The organism is Massilia timonae (genome assembly GCF_001866515.1).
GTDB lineage: Bacteria > Pseudomonadota > Gammaproteobacteria > Burkholderiales > Burkholderiaceae_D > Telluria > Telluria timonae.
On the sequence record NZ_JRYB01000001.1, the window covers coordinates 5,418,595 to 5,440,277 of the forward strand.

Sequence of the window (21,683 nt, forward strand, 5' to 3'; positions counted from 1 at the left end):
CTTGGTTCATCACTTTGTCTTTTATCAGGTCGATTAACGCGGAGTTTTTTGGCTGAACAGGGTCCGCGACAGGATGTTCAGCAACAGCACGGTAGCAGTCACCAGCAGTGCGCCGGCCCAGGCCAGCGAGCGCCAGTCGTCATACGGGCTCATGGCATAGGTGTAGATCACGACCGGCAGGTTGGCCAGCGGCGCGTTCATGTCGGCGCTGAAGAACTGGTTGTTCAGGGCGGTGAACAGCAGCGGCGCGGTTTCGCCGGTGACGCGGGCAATCGCCAGCAGTACGCCGGTCACGACGCCGGCCTTCACGGCGCGGAGGCGCACCGTGATCGCCACCTTCCAGTGCGGCGCGCCGAGGGCGTAGGCGGCTTCCAGCAGGCTGGCCGGCACCAGGCGCAGCATATTGTCGGTGGTGCGCACGACCACCGGAATCGCGATCAGCGACAGCGCGATCGAGCCGGCGTAGCCCGAGAAGTGCTGCACATTGGCGACGTACAGGGCGTAGACGAACAGGCCGATCACGATCGACGGGGCCGACAGCATGATGTCGGTCACGAAGCGGGTGATTTGCGCGAACTTGTTGTTCTCGCCGTACTCTGCCAGGTAGATACCGGCCAGGATGCCGATCGGGGTGCTCACCAGGGCCGACAGGCCGACCATCATCACGCTGCCGACGATGGCGTTGCGCAAGCCGCCGCCGGGGGTGCCCGGGGCCGGGGTATCGGCCGTGAACAGGGTGGCGCTCAGGCCGCCGAAGCCGTTGTACAGCAGGGTGAACAGGATCCAGGCCAGGAAGGCCAGGCCGATGCCCATGGCGCACACCGACAGCGTGATGCCGATGCGGTGCGCCAGCAGGCGCTTGCGGTAGACGGGGTTCTTGATCGCGGTATTCATATTATTTGGTGCCTTCGCTACGGGACATACCGAGCAACATCAGTTTTGCCGCCGACAGCACGACGAAGGTGATGCCGAACAGGATCAGGGCCAGGGCAAACAGCGACGACGAGTGCAGCGCCGTGGCCGCTTCGGCGAATTCATTCGCCAGGGTCGACGAAATCGAGTTACCGGGCGAGAACAGCGATGCCGACAGCGAGTGCGCATTGCCGATCACGAAGGTGACGGCCATCGTCTCGCCCAGGGCGCGGCCCAGGCCCAGCATCACGCCGCCCACCACGCCGGTGCGGGTATAAGGCAGCACCACCTTGCGCACCACTTCCCACTTGGTGCAGCCCAGGCCATATGCCGATTCCTTCAGCACGGTCGGCACGATCTCGAACACGTCGCGCATCACCGAGGCGATGAACGGGATGATCATGATCGCCAGGATCAGGCCGGCGGTCATGATGCCGATGCCCATCGTCGGGCCCTGGAAGATCACGCCGATCACCGGCAGCTGGCCGATGGTTTCCTTGAGGGCAGGCTGGACGTACTCGGCGAACAGCGGCGCGAACACGAACAGGCCCCACATGCCGTAGATGATCGACGGCACGCCGGCCAGCAGTTCGACCGCCGTGCCCAGCGGGCGGCGCAGCCAGGCCGGGCAGATCTCGGTCAGGAACAGGGCGATGCCGAAGCTGATCGGGAATGCCACCGCCAGCGCGATGATCGAGGTGGCCAGCGTGCCCCAGATCGCGATCATGGCGCCGTACTGGTCGTTGACCGGATCCCACTCCACCCGGGTGATGAAGCCGAGGCCGAATTCCTTGAAGGCCGGCGCCGCGCCGATGGCCAGCGAGATGATGATGCCGATCAGTACCGCCAGTACCGAAGCGGCGAACAGCCAGGTGATCTTGTGGAAGAAGAAGTCCTGCATGCGCTGGTTGCGCATGGTGCTGCGCAGCGCAGCATGCTGGAGGGCGTCGGCTTCGGCCGCTGCTTTCTCGGGCAGCTCGTTCATGGTCGCGGATGGGTGGGCGCTCATATCGTCGTTAATAGCTTTTTTGTCAATATTGCTGGCGAACGGAAGGGCTGGAACGCGCCAGCCCACCTGGTTTCAAGCAATGCGGATTACCAGAGCGCCTTGCCGGTGGTGTCCTTCAGGTTGGCGCGCCAGGCGTCCTGCACCAGCTTGGTGACTTCGGCCGGCATCGGCACGTAGTCCAGTTCGGCGGCCGACGGGGCGCCGTTCTTGTAGGCCCAGTCGAAGAACTTCAACACTTGCTGGCCCTTGGCGGCCGGCTGGTTCTTGTGCACCAGGATGTACGAGGCGCCGGTGACCGGCCAGGCGCCCTTGCCGGCCTGGTTGGTCAGGATCACGGCGAAGCCCGGGGTGCCTTTCCAGTTGGCGCCGGCGGCGGCGGCCTTGAAGGCGTCGTCCGACGGTTGCAGCCAGGCGCCGTCCGCGCCCTGCAGCTGGGTGTGCGCCATCTTGTTCTTCTTGGCATAGGCCCACTCGACGTAGCCGATGCCGCCCTTGATGCGCTGCACGTTGGCGGCCACGCCCTCGTTGCCCTTGCCGCCCACGCCGACCGCCCACTTGACGGTGGTGCCGGCGCCGATGGTCGATTTCCAGGCCGGGCTGACCTTGCTCAGGTAGTCGGTCCACAGGAACGAGGTGCCCGAGCTGTCGGCGCGGCGCACCACGGTGATGTCGCTGGCGGGGAGCTTGACGCCCGGGTTCAGCGCGGCGATCTGCGGCGCGTTCCACTTGGTGATCTTGCCCATGTAGATGTCGGCGATGACGGCGCCGCTCAGCTTCAGCTGGCCCGGAGCGATGCCGTCCAGGTTCACGATCGGCACCACGCCGCCCATCACGGCCGGGAACTGGAACAGGCCCGCGGCGTTCAGCTCGTTCGCCGCCAGCGGCATGTCGGATGCGCCGAAGTCGACGGTCTTGGCCTTGATCTGCTTGATGCCGGCGCCCGAACCGACCGACTGGTAGTTCAGGCCGACGCCGGAAGCCGCCTTGTACAGCTCGGCCCACTTGGCATAGATCGGGTATGGGAAGGTCGCGCCGGCGCCGGTGATGTTGGCGTTCTGGGCGCTGGCGGAGAATGCCGTTGCGGCCAGGGCGATCGAGACGAAGAAGTGCTTCATGCGCATATCGGATCCTTTGGAAGTGACACCACGGGACGATCCCGCTGACGATGCTGCGCAGTCTAACGGGCGAATATGACAGGTTCATGACATATTTGGCGAATGTGACATGAACATGACACGCGCGCAAGGATGTCATCCCTGGGCACAGCGCGGCGCGCGGATGGACATCGGCGTCAGCCGAATAATGTCATGTTCCGCACCATGGAGCTTGTAAATACACTATTGCCTGCTATCCTGAAAGGGTAGTCATGACATGGAGGGGATGCCGAGAGGCGTTTGGTTGTAATGTTAGATCTGATGGTGATGGGGATTCTGAGCGGATTGGCCGCCCTCGTGGCGTTCGAGATCTACCAGGAGATCCGCGGCAGTTCCAGCGATTTGCACGACCGCTATCACGAATAGCGAATGGCCCGCTCAGTGGGCCAATACAGCAGGCGGCGAGGCCGATGGCGCTCGCCGCTTGTCGTATACCAGGCGCTGTCATCGGCCTGGCGCTGCCGCCACCGTTACCGCATGAAGCGCGCCAGCGCCGTCACCGCGGCCAGGTCGGGCTGCAGGAACTGGAAACCGACCTTGAACTCGCCGTTGCTGAAGATGCAGTACGACACCTTGGCCCGGGTATTGATGGTGACGAAGCTGCCCTCGACCAGCAGGTCGAAGGCCAGCTGGCCGGCCTGCCCGACCGCCAGCGGATCGGCGATGCTGATGCTCACGCCGCTGGCGCCGACGTCGGTGGTCTTGCCGCCGATGGGCGGCTGGCCGTCCATGGCGAGCATGGCCTTGGTGCGGTACACCTTGCGTGGAGATTTCCTTTGGTCTTGATACACGTGTTTACCCGAATACAGTGAACAAGACACAATTATAGAATCTTCCAGGAAATCCGACAGGCCATAACGCCGCCGCGTTGACCGTCAGTCGATCTCGCGCAACTTGCTGAACGCCTCCTCGATGCGCTCGACGGCGATGATGTTCATGCCCTCGATCTTGGCCTTCGGCGCATTCGCTTTCGGGATCAGCGCCAGCGAGAAGCCCAGCTTGGCCGCTTCGCGCAAGCGCTCCTGGCCGCGCGGCGCCGGCCGGATCTCGCCGGCCAGGCCGACCTCGCCGAACACCACCAGCCCGCGCGGCAGCGGCTTGTTGCGCATCGACGAGTTGATCGCCAGCAGCACGGCCAGGTCGGCCGCCGGTTCGGTGATCTTGACGCCGCCGACCGCATTGATGAACACGTCCTGGTCGAAGGCCGCGATGCCGGCGTGGCGGTGCAGGACCGCCAGCAGCATCGCCAGGCGGTTCTGTTCCAGGCCGACCGACAGCCGGCGCGCGTTGGGCAGGTGGCTGGTGTCGACCAGCGCCTGGATCTCTACCAGCAGTGGTCTCGTGCCCTCCTGCGTCACCATCACGCAGGAGCCCGGCACCTGGCTGTCGTGCTGCGACAGGAACAGGGCGGACGGATTCGAGACGCCCTTCAAGCCCTTCTCGGTCATCGCGAACACGCCCAGCTCGTTCACCGCGCCGAAGCGGTTCTTGATCGCCCGCACCAGGCGGTAGCTCGATTGGGTGTCGCCCTCGAAGTACAGCACGGTGTCGACGATGTGTTCCAGCACGCGCGGGCCGGCCAGCGCGCCTTCCTTGGTGACGTGGCCGACCAGGATCATGGTCACGCCGGTCTGCTTGGCCACCCGCGTGAGCTGGGCCGCGCATTCGCGCACCTGGGCCACCGAGCCGGGGGCCGAGGTGAGCGCATCCGAATACATGGTCTGGATCGAGTCGATCACCACCACGTCGGGCTTGAGGTCGGCGATGGTGCCGAGGATTTTCTCGAGCTGGATCTCGGCCTGCAGCTTGAGTTCCTTGGCGTCCACCGCCAGGCGGCGCGCGCGCAGCGCGATCTGGGCGCCGGATTCCTCGCCGCTGACGTAGAGCGTGCTGCGGACCAGCGACAGGCTCGACAACGCCTGCAGCAGCAGGGTCGACTTGCCGATGCCGGGATCGCCGCCGATCAGGACCACGCCGCCGGCCACCAGGCCGCCGCCCAGCACGCGGTCGAATTCCTCGATGCCGGTGCCGAAGCGCGGCACGTCGATCGCCTCGATGTCGGCCAGCGACAGCACCGGCGCGGTCTGCGCCAGGCTGCGGTGCGGGGTCTGCGACATGCGGTTGACGCCGGGCGTGTCGACGACCGTCTCGACCATCGTGTTCCAGGCCTTGCAGTCGGCGCACTGGCCGGTCCAGCGGCTGGCGATCGCGCCGCACTCGCTGCAGGTGTAATTGGTTTTTGCTTTTGCCATCGTATCGATATGGGGTTGGTCGGGCCGCTGTTCAACCGTCGGTGCCGAGACGGCCTTCGGTCACGCGCACGCGCGGCGCCAGCGCGCACATCAGCTCGTAGCCGATGGTGCCGGCGGCCTGGGCCACGTCATCGATCGGCAACCCGTCGCCCCACAGGGTGACCTTGCTGCCGATGCGGGCGTTGGGGACAGGTGTGAGATCGACGGTCATCATGTCCATCGAGACCCGGCCGACCAGGGTCGTGCGCACGCCGTCGACGATCACCGGCGTGCCGTGCGGCGCGCTGCGCGGATAGCCGTCGGCATAGCCGCAGGCCACCACGCCGATCGTCATCGGGCCCTCGGCCTCGAAGCGGCTGCCGTAGCCGACCGTGTCGCCCGGCCCGATGTGCTGGATGCCGATCACTTCCGAGCGCAGGGTCATGGTGGGACGCAGGCCGAAATCCTGGGCGCTGCGGCCGCCCGGTGTGCCGCCGTACAGCATGATGCCGGGCCGGACCCAGTCGTTCGACAGCTGGTCGGCCAGTTCGGCCTGGTGCAGCACGCCGCCCGAGTTCGACAGGCTGCGCTCGCCGGCCAGGTCGGCGGCCCCCAGCTGGAACCGCCGCACCTGCTCGGCGATCGTCAGGCGCGGATGTTCGAGTTCGTCGGCATTGGCGAAATGGGTCATGTGGGTGATCGAACGCACGTCGCGGATCGCGCGCAGGCGCTGCCAGGCGGCGGCGTACTCGGCGGGCGGAAATCCCAGGCGGTTCATCCCGGTGTTCATCTTGAGGTAAACGTCGATCGGGCGGTACAGCTGGGTGTACTCGAGCAGCTTGACCTGCTCGATGCTGTGCACGGCGGTGGCGATATTGTGCTCGGCCAGCATGGGCACGTCGGCCGCTTCGAAGAATCCCTCTAATAAAAGAATCGGCTTGATCCAGCCGAGTTCGCGCAGGCGGATCGCGCTTTCCAGCTCGACCAGCGCCAGGCCGTCGGCGGTGGCGAAGCCGCGCAGCGCCCGTTCCAGGCCGTGGCCGTAGGCATCGGCCTTGACGACGGCCCAGATCTTCGCCAGCGGCGCGCAGCTGCGCGCCCGGGCCAGATTGTGTTGCATGGAATCGAGGTGGATGGTGGCGAAGAGCGGACGCGGCATGGCAATCTTTTAAGGAAAACGGAGGGAATCCGGTATAAAACGTCAAGTGCCTATTTTACCGGAGCGGGCCGCGCGCCGCCGCCGTGGCCGCGTTTCCGGTTTCGCCGGTCTATGCATTCATGGTATAAAGCAACCCGGACCAGATTTGTGAATTCTCGAATGAACCGTGGTTTCTATACCATCATGGCGGCGCAGTTCTTCTCGTCGCTGGCGGATAACGCGCTCCTGTTTGTCGCGATCAGCCTGCTCGTCGCAATGGACGCCCCGGCATCGCTGACTCCGTTGCTGAAGCTGTCATTCGTGCTGTTCTACGTCCTGCTCGCCGCTTTCGTGGGCGCCTTCGCCGATTCGCTGCCCAAGGGGCGCGTGATGTTCATCGCGAACATCATCAAGGTCGTCGGCTGCGCCCTGATGTTCTTCACCGTCCATCCCCTGCTCGCCTATGCCGTGGTCGGCTTCGGCGCGGCCGTGTACTCGCCCGCCAAGTACGGCATCCTGACCGAGCTGCTGCCGCCCGAAAAACTCGTGCCCGCCAATGGCTGGATCGAGGGACTGACGGTGATGTCGATCATCCTCGGCACCGTCCTCGGCGGCACGCTGGTGAGCGAGCGCGGCACGGCCTTCCTGCTGTCGTTCGACGCCTTCGCCGGCCTGGGCATCACGAGCGGCGCCGAAGCGGCGATGGCGGTGGTGGTCGGCATCTATATCCTGGCCGCCCTGTTCAACCTGCGCATTCCGGACACCGGCGCCCGCTACGAGCACCAGGAACGCAATCCGGCCAAGCTGATCGCCGATTTCGCGAACTGCTCGGCCACCCTGTGGCGCGACAAGCTGGGCCAGATTTCGCTGGCGGTGACGACCTTGTTCTGGGGCGCCGGCGCGACGCTGCAATTCATCGTGCTGAAATGGGCCGAGCGCTCGCTCGGCATGCCGCTGGACAAGGCGACCAACCTGATCGGCGTGGTCGCGATCGGCGTGGCGCTGGGCGCGGCGATGGCGGCGCGCATGATCCCGCTGCGCAAGTCGCTGACCGTGATCCCGATGGGCATCATCATGGGCCTGGTCGTGACCAGCATGGTGTTCGTGACCTCGGTGACGGTGGCCTACCCGCTGCTGGCCCTGATCGGCTTCCTGTCGGGCTTCTTCGTGGTGCCGATGAACGCGCTACTGCAGCACCGCGGCCACGTCCTGATGAGCGCGGGCCACTCGATCGCGGTGCAGAACTTCAACGAAAACCTGTCGATCCTGGTGATGCTGGCCGCCTACGCGATCATGATCACGCTGAACCTGGACCTGAACATCATCATCGTCATCTTCGGCCTGTCGGTCGCCGGCATCATGCTCCTGATCCAGCGCCGCCACACCCTCAACCAGCGCGAACACGATTCGCTCGGACTGATCGGCGAAGGCAAGCACTGACCCCAAGGCTCAATCAGGGTCAGTGTCGAATTGTTTGACAACGTTTCGCGCCAGCCATTGCTCGGCGCGCGAAGAAGGCGTCTGATTACCATACGCACTTGCTCGGGCAGCGCACTCTGTCCCCGATTGCTCGCTGGCGTGGGGAATTGCTCAATAAATCGACTCTGACCCTAATTATTTTGCAACGCAATTTGGGGCAGACAGGCAGCTCCTCTTCAGCGCATTCCTCTGCTGTTCGGCAGTCTCCGCATTCTTTGCCATACCTCCACTTAAACAGATCCAAATGGCAAAAAAATAATCAGGGTCAGAGTCGATTTATTGGGCAATTCCTCAAAGTTGCCAAACAATTCGACTCCGACCCTCATTGTTTACTGTCGAGTTTGACACCTGAAAAGGAGCGACTCGGGGGCGAATTACTGGGGATTTTGGAAAGTTGTCAAACAATTCGACACTGACCCTCATGGAGAGGGGTGGAGCGATTTCAGCAGGCGCACTTGGGCGGCGCGGGTGCGCCAGTCGTTGGGGACGATGAAGCCGCGTTCGGCTTCTTCGATGAGATCGCCCTGGCGGCGCAAGATCGCTACCAGTACCGGCGCGCTGGATGTGTCGAAGGCTTGCGCCAGCGTGGCGCCGAGTTGGGGGCGGGTCAGGAGCCGGTCGGACGACCGCGCAGGTGCTTGCGCCAGATACGGCGCAAGCCACTCCAGCTTGGGCAGGATCAGGAACTCCTCGCCGGGGATGGCGTCCAGTTCCTCGAGCGCGCACCAGAAGCCGCGGCAGTGGCCGGCCGTGATGCCCTGCATTGCCGGCCAGCTGCCGGACGGGTAGAACAGCCAGCCCTTGATCAGGGCTTGCGCCTGGGTCACGGGAAGCGGCAGCAGCGCCTGCGCCGCCGGGTGATCGCCCAGTGCGAGCTGGCGCTCGAATACCTTGCGCATCTTGCGGCCCAGGCTGTCGGCCAGGTTGGGGCCCACGAGGGCGTCGAATTCATTAGAAGCGCCGCCATCGAGCAGGTAGAACTTGGTGGCGAACTCGATATGCGTCAGCGCATCCGGCCCGCGCTCGAGCAGGAAGTCGAACTCGCCCACCGTGTCGTTGCGGGCGGCGCGCACCTGCAGGCCGTGGCGCACCAGGCGGCCCTGCTCGGCGAAATAGAAGGCCATCAGCTTTTCGGCGTACAGCCCGAGGCGGGTGTAGGTCTTGTCGCCCAGCGCCGCCTCCAGCCTGGACGGATCCCGGTCGAGTTGCGCCAGCCAGTCGGCCACGCCAGGTGTCACCGGACCGAGCGTGGCGATGCGGCCAAGCCACTCGGGCGCAGCGACGTCCAGCAGGTCGGGTGAATCGAGCAGCCAGGCCAGCGCGCGCACCGGGGCCCGCCGCAGGTGGCCCCAGCGGCGGTGGAAGGTTGCCTGGTAGGTGCTAGTCGCGTGGTCCAAGGGAGCGTGCCCGGCACAGGTCGGCCCAGGCCAGCGCCTTGTTTTCGCCGCGCAGCAGCAGTTCGCCAGGATACAGGGTCGCCACCAGCGGCGCCTCGCCCAGGCGATGGACCTCGCCGCGGGCGCCGGCCAGCGGCTCCTGCAGCGCGCGGCCCAGCAGGCCGTTGGTCGCGACCTGGCCCAGGGTCAGCACGGTCGTGGCCCCGGTGAGCGCCAGTTCGCGTTCGACGAAGGGACGGCAGGCGGCAATCTCGGGGGGGGTCGGCGCGCGGTCGCCGCCTTTCGCGTTCAGCGGCCGGCACTTGACCAGCGGCGTGACGTAGGCATCGCGCTCGCGCGACAGCCCGACCGCGTGCAGCATATTGTCGAGCAGCTTGCCGGGCTCGCCCGTGAGCGGCTGGCCGGCCTCTTCGTCGAGCGCGCTCGGGGTGCCGGCGGCGATCAGCCAGCGCGCCTGGCGCGGACCGGCGCCGTGCACCGGCTTGCGGCCTGCGCCGCAGGCGCAATCCTTGCAGGCGGCGATCGCCTGGCGCAGCCCGGCCCAATCCATCGTGGCGACATCGGGCGCCGCCGGCTCGGGCGCGGCGCTGTCGTCCCAGGCCGATTCATCCACCACCGACGGCGGATTGCGGTAAGGCGGCGCGGACAGCGGCGTATGCTCGCGCGCGGCCGGCGCTGGCGTTGGCGCGGGCGCTGGCGCAGGAATTGACGCAGATACGGGCGCCGGCGCGGGCTCCGCGGCTTCCGGCGCCGCCTCGACGACGGCCGCCTCGGCCACCGGATCCGCCGCGGCCGCCGGCGCATTGCGCGGCTGCCACAGCGGGCCGATGCCCATCTCGGCCAGGAACAGCGCGTCGCGCTGGCTCACGTTCTTCATAATTCCAGCCTCATCACGATCGCGTCCTCGCGGCCCGCCGCGCCGGCCGGATAATAGCCCTTGCGGCGGCCGATCTCGACATAGCCATGCCGCCGATAGACTTCCAGCGCCCGTTCGTTCGACGGCCGCACCTCGAGCAGGATCGATGCCATGCCGTGACCGAGCGCGCGCGCCGCGATCTGGTAGAGCAGGCGCCGGCCCAGGCCCTGGCGCTGGCGCTTGCCGGCCACCGCGACGTCGAGCAGGTGCGCCTCGTCGAGCGCGTACATCAACAGATAATACCCGGCCAGCTCGCCGTCGGCTTCTCCGCCGACCTCGCGCACGGTCCAGCAATCGTAACCGCTGGCCACGGCGTCGACGAAGTTACCGCGGCTCCAGGGATAGGGAAAGACACTGCATTCCAGCGCCCACACCTCGTCCACGTCGGCCGCCGTCATCGGGGCCAGGCTCAAGCCGGTATCCTGCAACTGCGTCATGCGCCGGCCTTGGCCTGGTTGATCGCCTGGCGCTCGGCGCTGGTGTAGGCGACCTTGTTGCGCAGGTAGAGCGGCTGGGCCTGGGCCGCGGGCACGCCCTGCCCGGCCGCCAGCGCGCCGCGCGCCAGCAGCGCCAGCTCGCGCGCATGCGGCATGATGTCGGTCAGCGCGTCTTGCGCGAACGGCTGGCCGGCGAAGGCGTCGGCATACTCGGCGAAGCCGTTGCCGCAGGCCCGCAGGCCTTCTGCCGCAAGCGGCGCCACGTCCTGCGGCGCCGACAGCGCCGGCGCTGCCACCTCGCCCCACTTGCCGCCGTCGAAGCGGTACTGGGCCCAGTACACCTCGCCCATGCGCGCGTCGAGCACCGCCAGCACCTCGTCGGCGCCGGTGGCGGCGCGGCAGGCCTCGGCCATCGCTTCCAGGGTCACCAGCGGCAGCACCGGCAGTCTGGCGCCATACGCCAGGCCCTGGGCCACGCCGCAGGCGGTGCGCACGCCGGTGAAGGAACCGGGGCCGGCGCCGAAGGCGATGGCGTCGCAGTCGGCCAGGGCGATGCCGGCCTCGTTCAAGAGTTCCTGCACCATGGGCAGGACCGATTGCGAGTGGCTGCGCACGCCGGGCGTCGAACGTTCAATGACTTTTTCCCCGACCAGAAGCGCGCAGGACGCCAGCTCGGCCGAGGTTTCGATAGCAAGGATGTTAGGCATTCCGCTATTTTACCTTCTCGGCCCGAGGGCTTCCATGGCGCGACGGCAGATCGCCGCCGCAATGCGCCACCGCAGTGCGCCACCGCAGTGCAACATCGTCCGCAACTCGCTGTACAATGCCGCACATGCAGAGCCTGACCCTCGACTCCACCACCCGCGACGCCGTCGCCGCCGCCGTCCATGGCGATGGCTGGACCGTCGCCTGCCTGTGCGCCGCCTGGTGCGGCACCTGCGCGACCTACCGCGCCACCTTCGACGAGCTGGCGCTGCGCCATCCCGACAAGCAGTTCGTCTGGATCGACATCGAAGACCAGGCCGACCTGGTGGGCGACCTCGACGTCGACAACTTTCCGACCCTGCTGCTGCAGCGCGGCGACACCGTCGCTTTCTTCGGCACCATGGTGCCGGACGGCGGCGTGGCCGACCGGCTGATCCAGGCCCAGGCCGAGCAGAACGACGACGAGCTGGCGCGCCTGGCGCAGTCGAGCGCAGAGCGCCGCGACTGGCAAGAGGAATGCAATCTACGCGTGCTGCTCGGCGCGCCGGACTGATCCCGCTCCCAACCCGTCAACCGTCACAGCCGTCCCTGCGCCAGCAGTTCGCGCGTGCGCCCCAGCGTCGACAGCAAGGCGCTGCGGTAGCCGTTCTCGCCATCCATCCAGGCCTGCTCGGCCTGTTCTTCCGCGCCGCCCGGCGCCTTGCCGCGCAGGCCCAGGTAGCAGTAGAAGCGCAGCTGCAGCGCGCCGTCGGCATCCTCGAACAGCTCGTTGACGATGACGCCTTCGCGCGGGCCCGAGGCCTGGAAGAAGGACACCTTGTGTTCCGGTTCGAAGCCGATGATCTCGCGCAGGTCCTGGCCGGCGATCGTGGCCTCGCGCACGATGTGCGTCGCGCTCTCTTCCACCACGTCGCAGCGGGTGCACAGGCCAGGGGGCAGGAACAGGCGCGCGTCGCGCGCCTTGCGCACCAGGCCGGCCCAGGCCTGGACGCGGGTCAACGGGGTGGCGCCTTGCGGGTTCACGGGGACGGTGGCGGTCGAATAGATCATGGGGTTCTCCTTGATGAGATTGTGTCGGCTGACACTTCACATGCTACGCATCCCACAGGCGGCCCGAAAGCCGTTATATTTGAACACTCTGTCTCACCGGTGGAACACATGGACCTGCTTGCGCTTGCCGATTTCAATCTCGTCGCTCGCCATGGCGGCTTCGGCCGCGCCGCCCGCGCCAGTGGCCGGCCGAAGGCGACGCTGTCGCGCCGGGTGGCCGAACTCGAGGCCAGCCTCGGCCTGCGCCTGCTCGAACGGGGCGCGCGTACGCTGAAGCTGACCCAGGAAGGGCTGGCGCTGCACGAGCGCACCCGCGTCTTGCTGGCCGAGATCGACGAGACGGCCGAGGCGATCGCCTCGGGCGCCGACCGCCCGCGCGGCCGCCTGCGCATCAGCGCGCCGCTGCTGTTCTCGCAGCTCGCGATGGGCAGGCTGGCCGCCGGCTTCGCCCTGCGGCATCCCGCCGTCAAGCTCGAGATCACGGCCGAAGACCGCAGCGTCGACATGGTCGAGGAAGGCTATGACCTGGCGATCCGGGTCGATCCGGATCCGGACGAACGGCTCGTCGGGCGCATCTTCCTGCGCGACCGGCTGGTGGTCGTGGCCGCCCCTTCCGTGGCGCGCCCGAGCGAAGGAAAAGCGGCGCCGGCCGTCGTGCGCGGCGTGGGCGACGCTTCCTGGAAGCTGAGAACCGAGACCGGCGCCGGCACGAGCAGCATCGCGATCGATCCCGTCCTGTCCCTGTCGTCGCTCATCATGGTGCGCGATGCGGTGCGCGCCGGGGTCGGCGCCGGGCGCCTGCCGCTGTCGCTGGTCAGCCGCGACCTGGCCGCCGGCGCCCTCGTGCATTGGGGCGACGTGGATGCGCCGGAGGTCGCCCTGTGGGCGCTGTACCCCTCCCGGCGCCTGCTCGGCGCCAGGGTGTCGGCCTTCCTCGACTACCTCAGGGAAGCGTTCCCGAAAGGGACGCCGGACGAACTGGCGGCCTGCATCGCCGGCAACTGCCAGGCGCTCAATTCAGTGTCAACGGCAGGCTGCGCAGACGCTGCCCGGTCAGCCTGAACACCGCCGCCGCCACCGCCGGCGCCACCGGCGGCACGGCCGGCTCGCCCACGCCTTCGGGGTGCGCGCTGCTCGGCATGACGATGGTCTCCACCCGCGGCGCCTGGCCGATGCGCAGCAGCGGATAGTCGCCAAAGTTCGACTGCCGCACCTTGCCTTGTTCGATCGTGATCTCGCCGGCCAGCGCCGCCGACAGGCCGAACACCACGCTGGATTCGACCTGCTGGGCCACGATATTCGGATTGACCACCAGACCGCAATCGATCGCGCACACCACGCGGTGCACGCGGATCTCTCTACCGTCGACCGAGACCTCGGCCACCTGGGCCACCGTGCTGCCGAACGAGCGGTGCAGCGCCACGCCATGGGCCCGCCCTGGCGGCGGCTGGCCGGCGGCGTCGACCGCCGCGTCCAGCACCGCCAGCGCGCGCGGATGGCGCGCCAGGAGCTTGCGCCGCAAGGCCACCGGATCCTGGCCGCCGGCGTGCGCCACCTCGTCCAGGAACGACTCCTTGAAGAAGGCATTGTGCGAGTGCCCGACCGAGCGCCAGTAGCCGATCGGCACGGCGCTGTCGACCGTCACGTGCGCCACGCGCTGGTTCGGGATCGCATATTGATGGTCGTACTCGCCCTCGGCGGTGGTCTTGTCCGGCCCCACGCCCGGCAGGCCCAGGCTGCGTTCAAAGTACTGGTGGCCGATGGCGCCGCTCGCCGACTTGTTGTCCCAGGCCAGGATGTTCCCGCCTTCGTCCAGCTGCGCCGTGAAGCGCGCCAGCGCCGCCGGCCGGTAGACGTCGTGCATCGTGTCCTGCTCGCGGCTCCAGATCAGCTGCACCGGCTGGCCATCGAGCGCCTTGGCGATGGCCACCGCCTGCGCCACCATGTCGACCTCGAGCCGGCGTCCGAAGCCGCCGCCCAGCAACATGACCTCGATCGCCACGTCCTCGCGCGCCACCCCGGCCACGCGCGCGGCGCAGTCGACCGCGATGCTCGGCACCTGGGTCGAGGCCCACAGCCGCACCTTGCCGCGCGCGACCTGGGCGGTGCAGTTGAGCGGTTCCAGCGCCGCATGCGCCAGGAACGGCGCGCGGTATTCGGCGCGCAGCGTGCGCACGGTGCCCTCGACCTCTTGCGCCCCGGTCTCGTGGTACACATAGCCACGCTCCTCATCGAGCGCGCGCGCCAGGCCTGCCAGGATCCCTGCGCTCGACAGCGCCGCACCCTCGCCCGGCTGCCAGGTGACGGGCAAGGCCTGGGCCGCCTGGCGCGCCTGCCACCAGGTGGACGCTACCACCGCCACGCCGGCCCCGGCGCCGGTGCGCCCCGCGAGCGCGGACGAGACGTCGACCACGGCCAGCACGCCCGGCATCCGGCGCACGGCGTCGGCGTCGAAGGCGGCGACCGTGGCGCCGATCGTCGGCGCCATCGCCAGGGCCGCATACACCATCCCGGCCGGCCGCGCATCGATGCCGAAGCGCGCGCTGCCGTCGGCCTTGGCGCGGCTGTCCAGGCGCGGCTGCGGCCGGCCGATCAGGCGAAACGCCGACGGCGGCTTGAGGCGCACGTCCCGCGCGGTGAGGCCCGCGCCGGCCTGCGCCGCCAGGGCGGCCAGCGCGCCATAGCCGGCGCTGCGGCCATCAAGGTGGATCACGAAGCCGTCTTCGGTGCGGCAATCCTCCACACGCGCGCCCCACTCCTGCGCAGCCGCCTTCACCAGCATCGCGCGCGCCACCGCGCCCGCTTCGCGCATCGGCAGCCAGGCGTCGCGCACGCTGCTCGAACCGCCGGTGAACATGATGCCCAGCTCGCGGCCGACCTTGGCCATCAGCCACTGGGCGCCCTGGGCCGTGCGGCCGGCGTCGTCCGGGTGGAACGGCAGGTTCTCGCGCAGCACCGTGACGTTGGCGTAGATCTTGTCGATCGGCGGCTGGATGACGCGCACCGCGTCCAGGCCGACGTCGAGTTCCTCGGCCACCAGCATCGGCAGCGCCGTGTGCACGCCCTGCCCCATCTCGCTGCGCGGCACCACCACCGACACCGTGCCGTCGGGCGCGAGCGCGACCCAGCCATTAAGCGCGACCTCGTCGCCGGCGAGCGCCAGCGGCCGCGCAGGATGCAGGCGCTGGCGCGGCGGCTGCGCGCCCCAGCCGATCAGCAGCGCGCCGCCGGCGGCCAGGCCGGCCAGCAGGAAGCTGCGGCGAGTGGGCTTACGCATCCTCTCATGCATCCTGCGTCACTCCCCAGCGCGCCAGGATCTCGTCGTTCCCGAGCGGCTTGCCATACAAATAGCCCTGGGCGAGCCTGCAGCCGTGGCGCAGCAGGAAAGCCGCCTGGTCCTCGCGCTCGACGCCTTCCGCGATCACCGACAGGTTCATGCTCTTGCCGAGCTGGATGATGGCGATCGCGATCGCCTCGTCGTCCGGATCCTGCGGGATGTCCTTGATGAAGCTGCGGTCGATCTTGAGGGTCTGCACCGGCAACTGCTTCAGGTAGGCCAGCGACGAGTAGCCGGTGCCGAAGTCGTCGATCGCGAGGCAGACGCCGATCGCATGCAGGTCGTTCACGTACTGCAGCGCGTCGCCCGTGTTCATGATCGCCGATTCCGTCACCTCGAGCTGCAGGCGCTGCGGCGCCAGGCCGGTGTCGCCCAGCACCGCGGCCACGGCGGCGGCCATGCCGCCGCGCTCGAACTGGCGCACCGACAGGTTGACGGCGATCTTCGGCACCGCCAGGCCCTGCGCTTCCCACGCCACCATCTGGCGACAGGCTTCCTGCAGCACCCACTGGCCCAGCTGGCCGATGAAGCCGGTGTCCTCGGCCAGCGGGATGAAGCGGCTTGGCGCCACCTGCCCCAGTTCGGGACTGTTCCAGCGCAGCAGGGCCTCGACGCCGACCAAGCGGCCGCTGTCGATCTCGACCTGCGGCTGGTAGGCCAGATGGATCTCATGCTTCTCGATCGCGCGCCGCAGCAGCGCCTCCATGCGCAGGCGCAGCGCGCCGTCGCCACTCATCGCCGGGGCGTAGAAGCGGTAGCCGTTGCGGCCGCGCGCCTTGGCCTGGTACATCGCGACGTCGGCATTGCGGATCAGGATGTGCATATCGTGCCCGTCCTGCGGATACAGGCTGATGCCGACGCTGCCGGTGACGAACAGCTCGTGGCCCGAGACCTCGAAAGGCTGCTCGAACATCGCCATCAGCTTGTCGGCCACCCGCGTGGCGCCACGCACGCCGTCGACGTCTTCCAGCAGCACGATGAATTCGTCGCCGCCCAGGCGCGCCAGGGTGTCGCCTTCGCGCAGGCAGCGCGACAAAGACTGCGCCGCCTGCTTGAGCAACTCGTCGCCCACGTGGTGGCCGAGCGTGTCGTTGACGTTCTTGAAGCGGTCGAGGTCGATGAACAGCACCGCCAGCTGCTCGCCGTCGCGTTCGGCGCGCGCCATCGCGTGACGCAAGCGGTCGTGGTACAGCAGGCGGTTGGGCAGCGCGGTCAGCGCATCGTGGTGGGCCAGGTGGTCGAGCTGGATCTGCGATTCGCGCGCGCGCGTGATGTCGCTGAACACGCACACATAGTGGGTGGTGGCGCCGTCGTCGTCGCGCACCGCCGACACCGTGAGCGCTTCCAGGTAGGCGTCGCCGCCCTTGCGCGTGTCCCAGATCTCGCCGCGCCAGAAGCCGGATGCGCCGAGCTCGCGCCACAGTTCCTGGTACAGGGCGGGATCGTTGCGGCTGCCCGCCGCGTCGTGGGACGACAGGCTCGACGAACGCCCCAATGCCTCGTGCTCGGCATAACCGGTGATGCGGGTGAAGGCGGGATTGGTGGCCACGATCCGGCCATGCACGTCGAGCACCATCACGCCGTCGGCGATGTGCTCCAGGACGTTGGCCGACAGGCGCAGCTTTTCCTCGGCCAGCTTGCGTTCGGTGATGTCGGCGAACACCCAGATGCTGCCCTCGTCGGCGCGGTTCGGCTCCAGCGCGCAGCCGCTCATCAGGCACCAGAACAGGCTGCCGTCGCGGTGGCGCAGCTGGCGCTCCTCGCCCAGGTCCATGCCTTTCTCGAGCAGCGGATACTGTTCGACGCCGATGCGTGCGTAGTCGTCGTGGTTCGGATACAGGATCGCGGTCGACTGCCCCACCATGTCGCCTTCGCCGTAGCCGAACAGCTCCTCGCAGCGGCGGTTGCTGGAGACGATGCGGCGCTGGCGCACGAACAGCACGCCGAACATGACGTTGTCCAGGATCGCGCCCTGCTCGGCCAGCAAGGCCTCGATGCGCATCTCGTCGTGGCGGCGCTCGCTGATGTCCGAGATGATGCCGTCCATCCGCACGCCGTCCGGCCCATGCAGCGCCGGATCCCAGGCGGCCTGCGGCTGGCCGCGCTCCTGCACCCAGCGCTCGATGCCGTAGGCGTCGATGATCCGGTACTCCATCTCGTAGGCGTTTCCCGACAGGGCCGCGTCGCGGACGGCGCGGTGGTAGACGCGCCGGTCTTCCGGATGGACGATGTCCGCCCAGTCTTCGGTCGTGGCGCACATGAAGCGCGCCGACGGGTAGCCGGTGATCTTCTCGATCTCGTCGCTGACGAATTCGATCGCCCCGCCCGCGCGCACGCGGTAGACGGCGCCCGGGACCTGGGTCACGATGGTGCGGAACTGTTCCTCGCGGCGCGCGACGTCGGCGAACAGGTCGCGGATCGCCAGGCGCATGCGCTCCATCTGCTCGCCCAGCTGCCCCAGCTCGTCGTGGGCCGACAGCGCCAACGGCGTCTCGAAGTCGCCGCGCGCCAGGCGGTCCGAAAAGCCCATCAGCTTGCGCAGCGGCGACAGCAGGCGCCGCCGCAGCAGCAGCGCGATCAGCAGCAGCGACACGGCCAGCTGCAGCGCCAGCACCAGCGCGTAATTGCCCTGCAGCGTGTCGTTCGGGCTGGCGCCCGCGCGCTGCTGCAGGCCGACCAGCAGGTAGCTGCCGACCACGGCGGGGGCCAGCAGGCCGGCGAACACCACCAGCAGCAGCGCACCGTACAACGAACGGCCATACAGCGAACGCAGGCGGGACGGGGTGCGGGCGGCGGGACTCGACATGGATGCGGGACTGGGCCTGCTAAGCCCGATGCATAAAGGATGGCCAGATTATGCACAGTTGCTTGCCGGGAGTCACTAATTATGCGGTCGGGTGCGTCAACGGCGCGCGACAAGACTTGCTATGATCGCGATGCTATTGGACTAACCAGAATAGGAGAACCAGATGAGCCATTCCCTGTACGGCGCCTCGGTGCCGGTATTCCGTCAGCTGCTGGGCAGCCTCGCCGCAGTGCTTGAAAAAGCCGAGGCCCACGCCCAGGAGCGCCGCATCGAGCCGGACGCCCTGCTGCAGGCGCGCCTCTATCCCGACATGTTCCCGCTGGCCAGGCAGGTCCAGATCGCCACCGACTTCGCCAAGGGCGCGAGCGCGCGCCTGGCCGGGGTCGAGCCGCCGCGCTACGAGGATGGCGAGCACACCTTCGCCGAGCTGCAGCAGCGCATCAGCAAGACGCTGGGCTTCATCGACAGCCTGAAAGCGGCGGATGTGGAAGCCGGCGCCACCCGTCCTATCACCCATGGCAGCGGCGAGCGGGCGCGCCATTTCGACGACGGCGCGCGCTACCTGACGCACTTCGCGCTGCCGCAGTTCTTCTTCCACGTGACGACGGCGTACGCGATCCTGCGCCACAACGGCGTCCCGATCGGCAAGAAGGATTTCATCGGGGCCTATTGAGCCCCGCGCTTAACTGTTCCGGCGCGGATAACCCTGCGCCAGGATGCGCTGCCACACGACTTCCTTCGCGGCGGCGTCCATCGACACCCAGTTGGCGACTTCGGCGACCGTGCGGCCGCAGCCGCGGCACACCTCGTCGAAGGTGGTCGAGCACACCGCCACGCACGGGGTGTCGGGACGTTCGGGCAAGGGCGCCGCGGGGGCGCCGTCTTCAGGCCGGGCCGACATCGAGCTTGTCCCAGCCTTCATGGCCGAGCTTTTCCATGGTGGCGATGTTCTTCTCGAAGATCGCTTCCGCTTCCGGGAAGGCGTCGACCGCGCGCGCGATGCTGTCCTCGCGCAGCAGGTGCAGGATCGGATACGGGGCGCGGTTGGTGTAGTTGGCGATATCGTTGGCGTCGGTGTCCGCGAACTGGTAGTCCGGGTGGAAGGACGCCACCTGCAGCTCGCCGTCGAGCTGCATGTCCTCGACCGCGACATCGGCCACGTCGAGGAATTCGTTGTAGTCCTCGAAATCGGTCAGCACGAAAGGATGGATCAGCAAGGTCGTATCGACCTGCTCCGGGCTGGTGTCGGACAGGCGCTGCAACTCGTCCATCAGGGTTTCGAGCAATTGCTCGGGCGTGGTGGCGTTCGAGACGACGTAGCGCACCTGCTCCTTGACATAGACCGACTTGGCGAAGGGACAGAGATTGAGGCCGATGACGGCGCGCTCCAGCCACTTGCGGGTGGCGACGACGATGGCATCATCGTCGGCGTTCAGATTGGGGGTGCTCATGGTGAAACTTTCGAAAGCAAGGCGAACAGCAAAGCCTGGATTGTACGCACTCTTTGCGCCCACTCATAGTTCGACCCCGCCACGGCGCTAAGGTTTGCCAGACGCGACCGTTATTCGAGGTGGGTCGGGCAAAAAGCGTCCTGCTCGACAATATCCATGATATGTGCGGCATCTTCCGTTTTCATGATGCCAACGGATGACATTTTTCCTTCGGCCTGAATTGTAACGACAGCGACTTAATTCTTGACTGACTCGACAATTGATACGTACACTGCCCTCTTGTCCTGTCCGCTCGTTCCTGGACGCAACACTGGAAACGCCTCATGAAGCCCATGCACGACACGAAACGCTCCATCTTCACCCTGGCTGCGCTGGCCCTCCTGGCAGCGGCGCCGCTGAGTCAGGCGATGGACGCGGCTCCGGCTTCAGGCGCCTACGCCGCGCCCAGCATCGAACGTCCGGCGCTGTCGCCGATGAAGCTGGACGCCGACGACTACCGTGAGACCGATGTCTGGGGCCGCATCCGCAGCGGCTATGCGATTCCCGACCTGAACAATGCCCTGGTGACGCGCCACACCCAGGCCTACGCGGCCCACCCGGGCAACCTGTCCCGCATTTCCGGGCGCGCCTCGCCCTACCTGTACCACGTGGTGTCGGAACTCGAAAAGCGCGGCATGCCGACCGAGCTGGCGCTGCTGCCGGTGATCGAATCGGCCTTCAATCCGCAAGCCATGTCGAGCGCCAACGCCGCCGGCCTGTGGCAGTTCGTGCCGGGCACCGGCAAGGACTTCGACCTGCGCCAGAACATGTTCAAGGACGAGCGGCGCGGCGTGATCGCCTCGACCGACGCCGCCCTGTCCTACTTGCAACGCCTGTACACGATGTTCGGCGACTGGCCGCTGGCCCTTGCGGCATATAACTGGGGCGAAGGCAATGTTCAGCGCGCCATCAAGAAAAACCAGGAGCTGGGCAAACCGACCGACTTCGACAGCCTGGCCGAGCTGATGCCGGCCGAGACCCGCAACTACGTGCCGAAACTGCAGGCGGTCAAGAACGTGGTGGCCAATCCTTCCCAGTATGGCGTCACCCTGCCGGCGATCGACAACCAGCCCTATTTCACCACGGTCGACAAGACCAGCGACATCGACCTGGCCATCGCGGCCCAGCTGGCCGAAATGTCGCTCGACGAATTCAAGGCGCTCAATCCGCAATTCAAGAAGCCGGTCATCATCGGCGGCGAGCGTACCAAGATCCTGCTGCCGAAGGAAAACGCCGAGAAGTTCCACATGAACCTGGCGCAATGGGGCCATGCCCTGTCCACCTGGACCACGCACAAGATCACCAGCGCCCGCGTGACGATTTCCCAACTGGCCTCGAAATTCGGCACCACGCCCGAGGTCATCCGCCAGGCCAACAACATCCCGCCGCAGATGCGCCTGAAGGCCGGCTCGACGATCCTGGTGCCGAAGACCTCGGCCTCGAACCAGGGCGACATCGCCGAGAACATCATCGAGAACGCCGTGCTGGCCTTCGAGAGCGACCGCAGCAAGGCCAAGCGCAATGCCTCGCGCTTCAAGGCCAAGGTGGGCACCAGCAAGAGCGGCAAGCGCATCGCCCGCAATACCTCGTCCAAGCGCAAGCAGCGCTGATATATTGCCGTG

At 67.3% G+C, this 21,683-nt stretch carries 20 protein-coding genes; 5 read left to right on the top strand and 15 right to left on the bottom strand.

All coding sequences use genetic code 11. The features are described from left to right. Positions 1-33: 33 nt before the first annotated feature. The 6 genes from pstA to alr all read right to left on the bottom strand — a co-directional run bounded on the left by pstA (position 34) and on the right by alr (position 6,465). Entirely contained in the window at positions 34-894 is an 861-nt protein-coding gene (gene pstA / locus LO55_RS23035) for a phosphate ABC transporter permease PstA (RefSeq protein ID WP_005669726.1), read from the bottom strand. 1 nt (position 895) lies between these two features. Further along, positions 896-1,897, bottom strand: a complete 1,002-nt coding sequence (gene pstC / locus LO55_RS23040) for a phosphate ABC transporter permease subunit PstC (RefSeq protein WP_040777679.1) — start codon at positions 1,895-1,897, stop codon at positions 896-898. Positions 1,898-2,007: 110 nt separating this feature from the next. Beyond that, positions 2,008-3,042, bottom strand: a complete 1,035-nt coding sequence (gene pstS, locus LO55_RS23045) for a phosphate ABC transporter substrate-binding protein PstS (protein WP_071363249.1) — start codon at positions 3,040-3,042, stop codon at positions 2,008-2,010. Between the two features lie 503 nt (positions 3,043-3,545). Further along, complete coding sequence (locus LO55_RS23050) at positions 3,546-3,896, bottom strand: PilZ domain-containing protein (protein WP_307188258.1); 351 nt, start codon at positions 3,894-3,896, stop codon at positions 3,546-3,548. Between the two features lie 54 nt (positions 3,897-3,950). Next, a complete protein-coding gene (gene radA / locus LO55_RS23055) occupies positions 3,951-5,327 on the bottom strand; it encodes a DNA repair protein RadA (RefSeq protein ID WP_005669717.1) in 1,377 nt (458 codons plus the stop codon). 31 nt (positions 5,328-5,358) lie between these two features. Next, positions 5,359-6,465 carry an alanine racemase gene (alr, locus tag LO55_RS23060; RefSeq protein ID WP_071363250.1) on the bottom strand — a complete coding sequence of 369 codons (1,107 nt, stop codon included), beginning with the start codon at positions 6,463-6,465 and terminating at the stop codon, positions 5,359-5,361. A gap of 159 nt (positions 6,466-6,624) precedes the next feature. Between alr and lplT the strand changes: the two genes are divergently transcribed. Continuing rightward, a complete protein-coding gene (gene lplT, locus LO55_RS23065; protein ID WP_071363251.1) occupies positions 6,625-7,884 on the top strand; it encodes a lysophospholipid transporter LplT in 1,260 nt (419 codons plus the stop codon). A 458-nt stretch (positions 7,885-8,342) separates the two neighbouring features. Here the strand turns inward: lplT and LO55_RS23070 are convergent, their stop codons facing one another. Genes LO55_RS23070 through tsaB form a run of 4 tightly spaced genes read right to left on the bottom strand, consistent with a single transcriptional unit; the run spans position 8,343 to position 11,380 of the window. Then, entirely contained in the window at positions 8,343-9,320 is a 978-nt protein-coding gene (locus tag LO55_RS23070; protein ID WP_071363252.1) for a DUF1853 family protein, read from the bottom strand. After that, complete coding sequence (locus LO55_RS23075) at positions 9,304-10,197, bottom strand: uracil-DNA glycosylase (RefSeq protein WP_071363253.1); 894 nt, start codon at positions 10,195-10,197, stop codon at positions 9,304-9,306. Before LO55_RS23075 ends, LO55_RS23070 begins: the two co-directional genes overlap by 17 nt. After that, positions 10,194-10,673 carry a ribosomal protein S18-alanine N-acetyltransferase gene (rimI, locus tag LO55_RS23080; protein WP_071363254.1) on the bottom strand — a complete coding sequence of 160 codons (480 nt, stop codon included), beginning with the start codon at positions 10,671-10,673 and terminating at the stop codon, positions 10,194-10,196. The genes LO55_RS23075 and rimI overlap by 4 nt, the downstream gene beginning before the upstream one ends. Then, positions 10,670-11,380: a tRNA (adenosine(37)-N6)-threonylcarbamoyltransferase complex dimerization subunit type 1 TsaB gene (gene tsaB / locus LO55_RS23085; RefSeq protein WP_071363255.1), complete on the bottom strand. Its 711-nt coding sequence runs from the start codon at positions 11,378-11,380 to the stop codon at positions 10,670-10,672. The genes rimI and tsaB overlap by 4 nt, the downstream gene beginning before the upstream one ends. Positions 11,381-11,505: 125 nt before the next feature. On the opposite strand from tsaB, the gene LO55_RS23090 reads away from it, so the two are divergent. After that, a complete protein-coding gene (locus LO55_RS23090) occupies positions 11,506-11,931 on the top strand; it encodes a thioredoxin family protein (RefSeq protein ID WP_071363256.1) in 426 nt (141 codons plus the stop codon). Positions 11,932-11,954: 23 nt separating this feature from the next. Here LO55_RS23090 and LO55_RS23095 read toward each other — a convergent pair whose 3' ends face one another. Next, positions 11,955-12,428: an AtaL-like protein gene (locus tag LO55_RS23095; RefSeq protein ID WP_071363257.1), complete on the bottom strand. Its 474-nt coding sequence runs from the start codon at positions 12,426-12,428 to the stop codon at positions 11,955-11,957. Between the two features lie 108 nt (positions 12,429-12,536). Here LO55_RS23095 and LO55_RS23100 point away from each other — a divergent pair, with 108 nt between their 5' ends. Continuing rightward, on the top strand, positions 12,537-13,490 hold the full coding sequence (locus LO55_RS23100; protein ID WP_083415525.1) for a LysR family transcriptional regulator: 954 nt from the start codon (positions 12,537-12,539) through the stop codon (positions 13,488-13,490). Here LO55_RS23100 and LO55_RS23105 read toward each other — a convergent pair. Together LO55_RS23105 and LO55_RS23110 are read right to left on the bottom strand one after the other, a co-directional pair. Beyond that, a complete protein-coding gene (locus LO55_RS23105; protein WP_071363258.1) occupies positions 13,441-15,705 on the bottom strand; it encodes a xanthine dehydrogenase family protein molybdopterin-binding subunit in 2,265 nt (754 codons plus the stop codon). The two genes, LO55_RS23100 and LO55_RS23105, sit on opposite strands and share 50 nt — an antisense overlap. 4 nt (positions 15,706-15,709) lie before the next feature. After that, positions 15,710-18,571, bottom strand: coding sequence for a bifunctional diguanylate cyclase/phosphodiesterase (locus tag LO55_RS23110; protein WP_071363259.1), 2,862 nt, complete (start codon positions 18,569-18,571; stop codon positions 15,710-15,712). Between the two features lie 163 nt (positions 18,572-18,734). Here LO55_RS23110 and LO55_RS23115 point away from each other — a divergent pair, with 163 nt between their 5' ends. Further along, a complete protein-coding gene (locus tag LO55_RS23115; RefSeq protein WP_071363260.1) occupies positions 18,735-19,244 on the top strand; it encodes a DUF1993 domain-containing protein in 510 nt (169 codons plus the stop codon). Between the two features lie 9 nt (positions 19,245-19,253). On the opposite strand, the gene LO55_RS23120 is transcribed toward LO55_RS23115, so the two are convergent. Then, positions 19,254-19,472 carry a DUF1289 domain-containing protein gene (locus LO55_RS23120; RefSeq protein WP_071363261.1) on the bottom strand — a complete coding sequence of 73 codons (219 nt, stop codon included), beginning with the start codon at positions 19,470-19,472 and terminating at the stop codon, positions 19,254-19,256. Beyond that, complete coding sequence (locus tag LO55_RS23125; RefSeq protein ID WP_071363262.1) at positions 19,456-20,022, bottom strand: DUF1415 domain-containing protein; 567 nt, start codon at positions 20,020-20,022, stop codon at positions 19,456-19,458. Before LO55_RS23125 ends, LO55_RS23120 begins: the two co-directional genes overlap by 17 nt. Before the next feature lie 323 nt (positions 20,023-20,345). Here LO55_RS23125 and LO55_RS23130 point away from each other — a divergent pair, with 323 nt between their 5' ends. Continuing rightward, positions 20,346-21,671 (top strand): transglycosylase SLT domain-containing protein, encoded by a 1,326-nt coding sequence (locus tag LO55_RS23130; RefSeq protein WP_071363263.1) that lies wholly within the window; start codon positions 20,346-20,348, stop codon positions 21,669-21,671. The last annotated feature ends 12 nt before the right edge of the window (positions 21,672-21,683 follow it).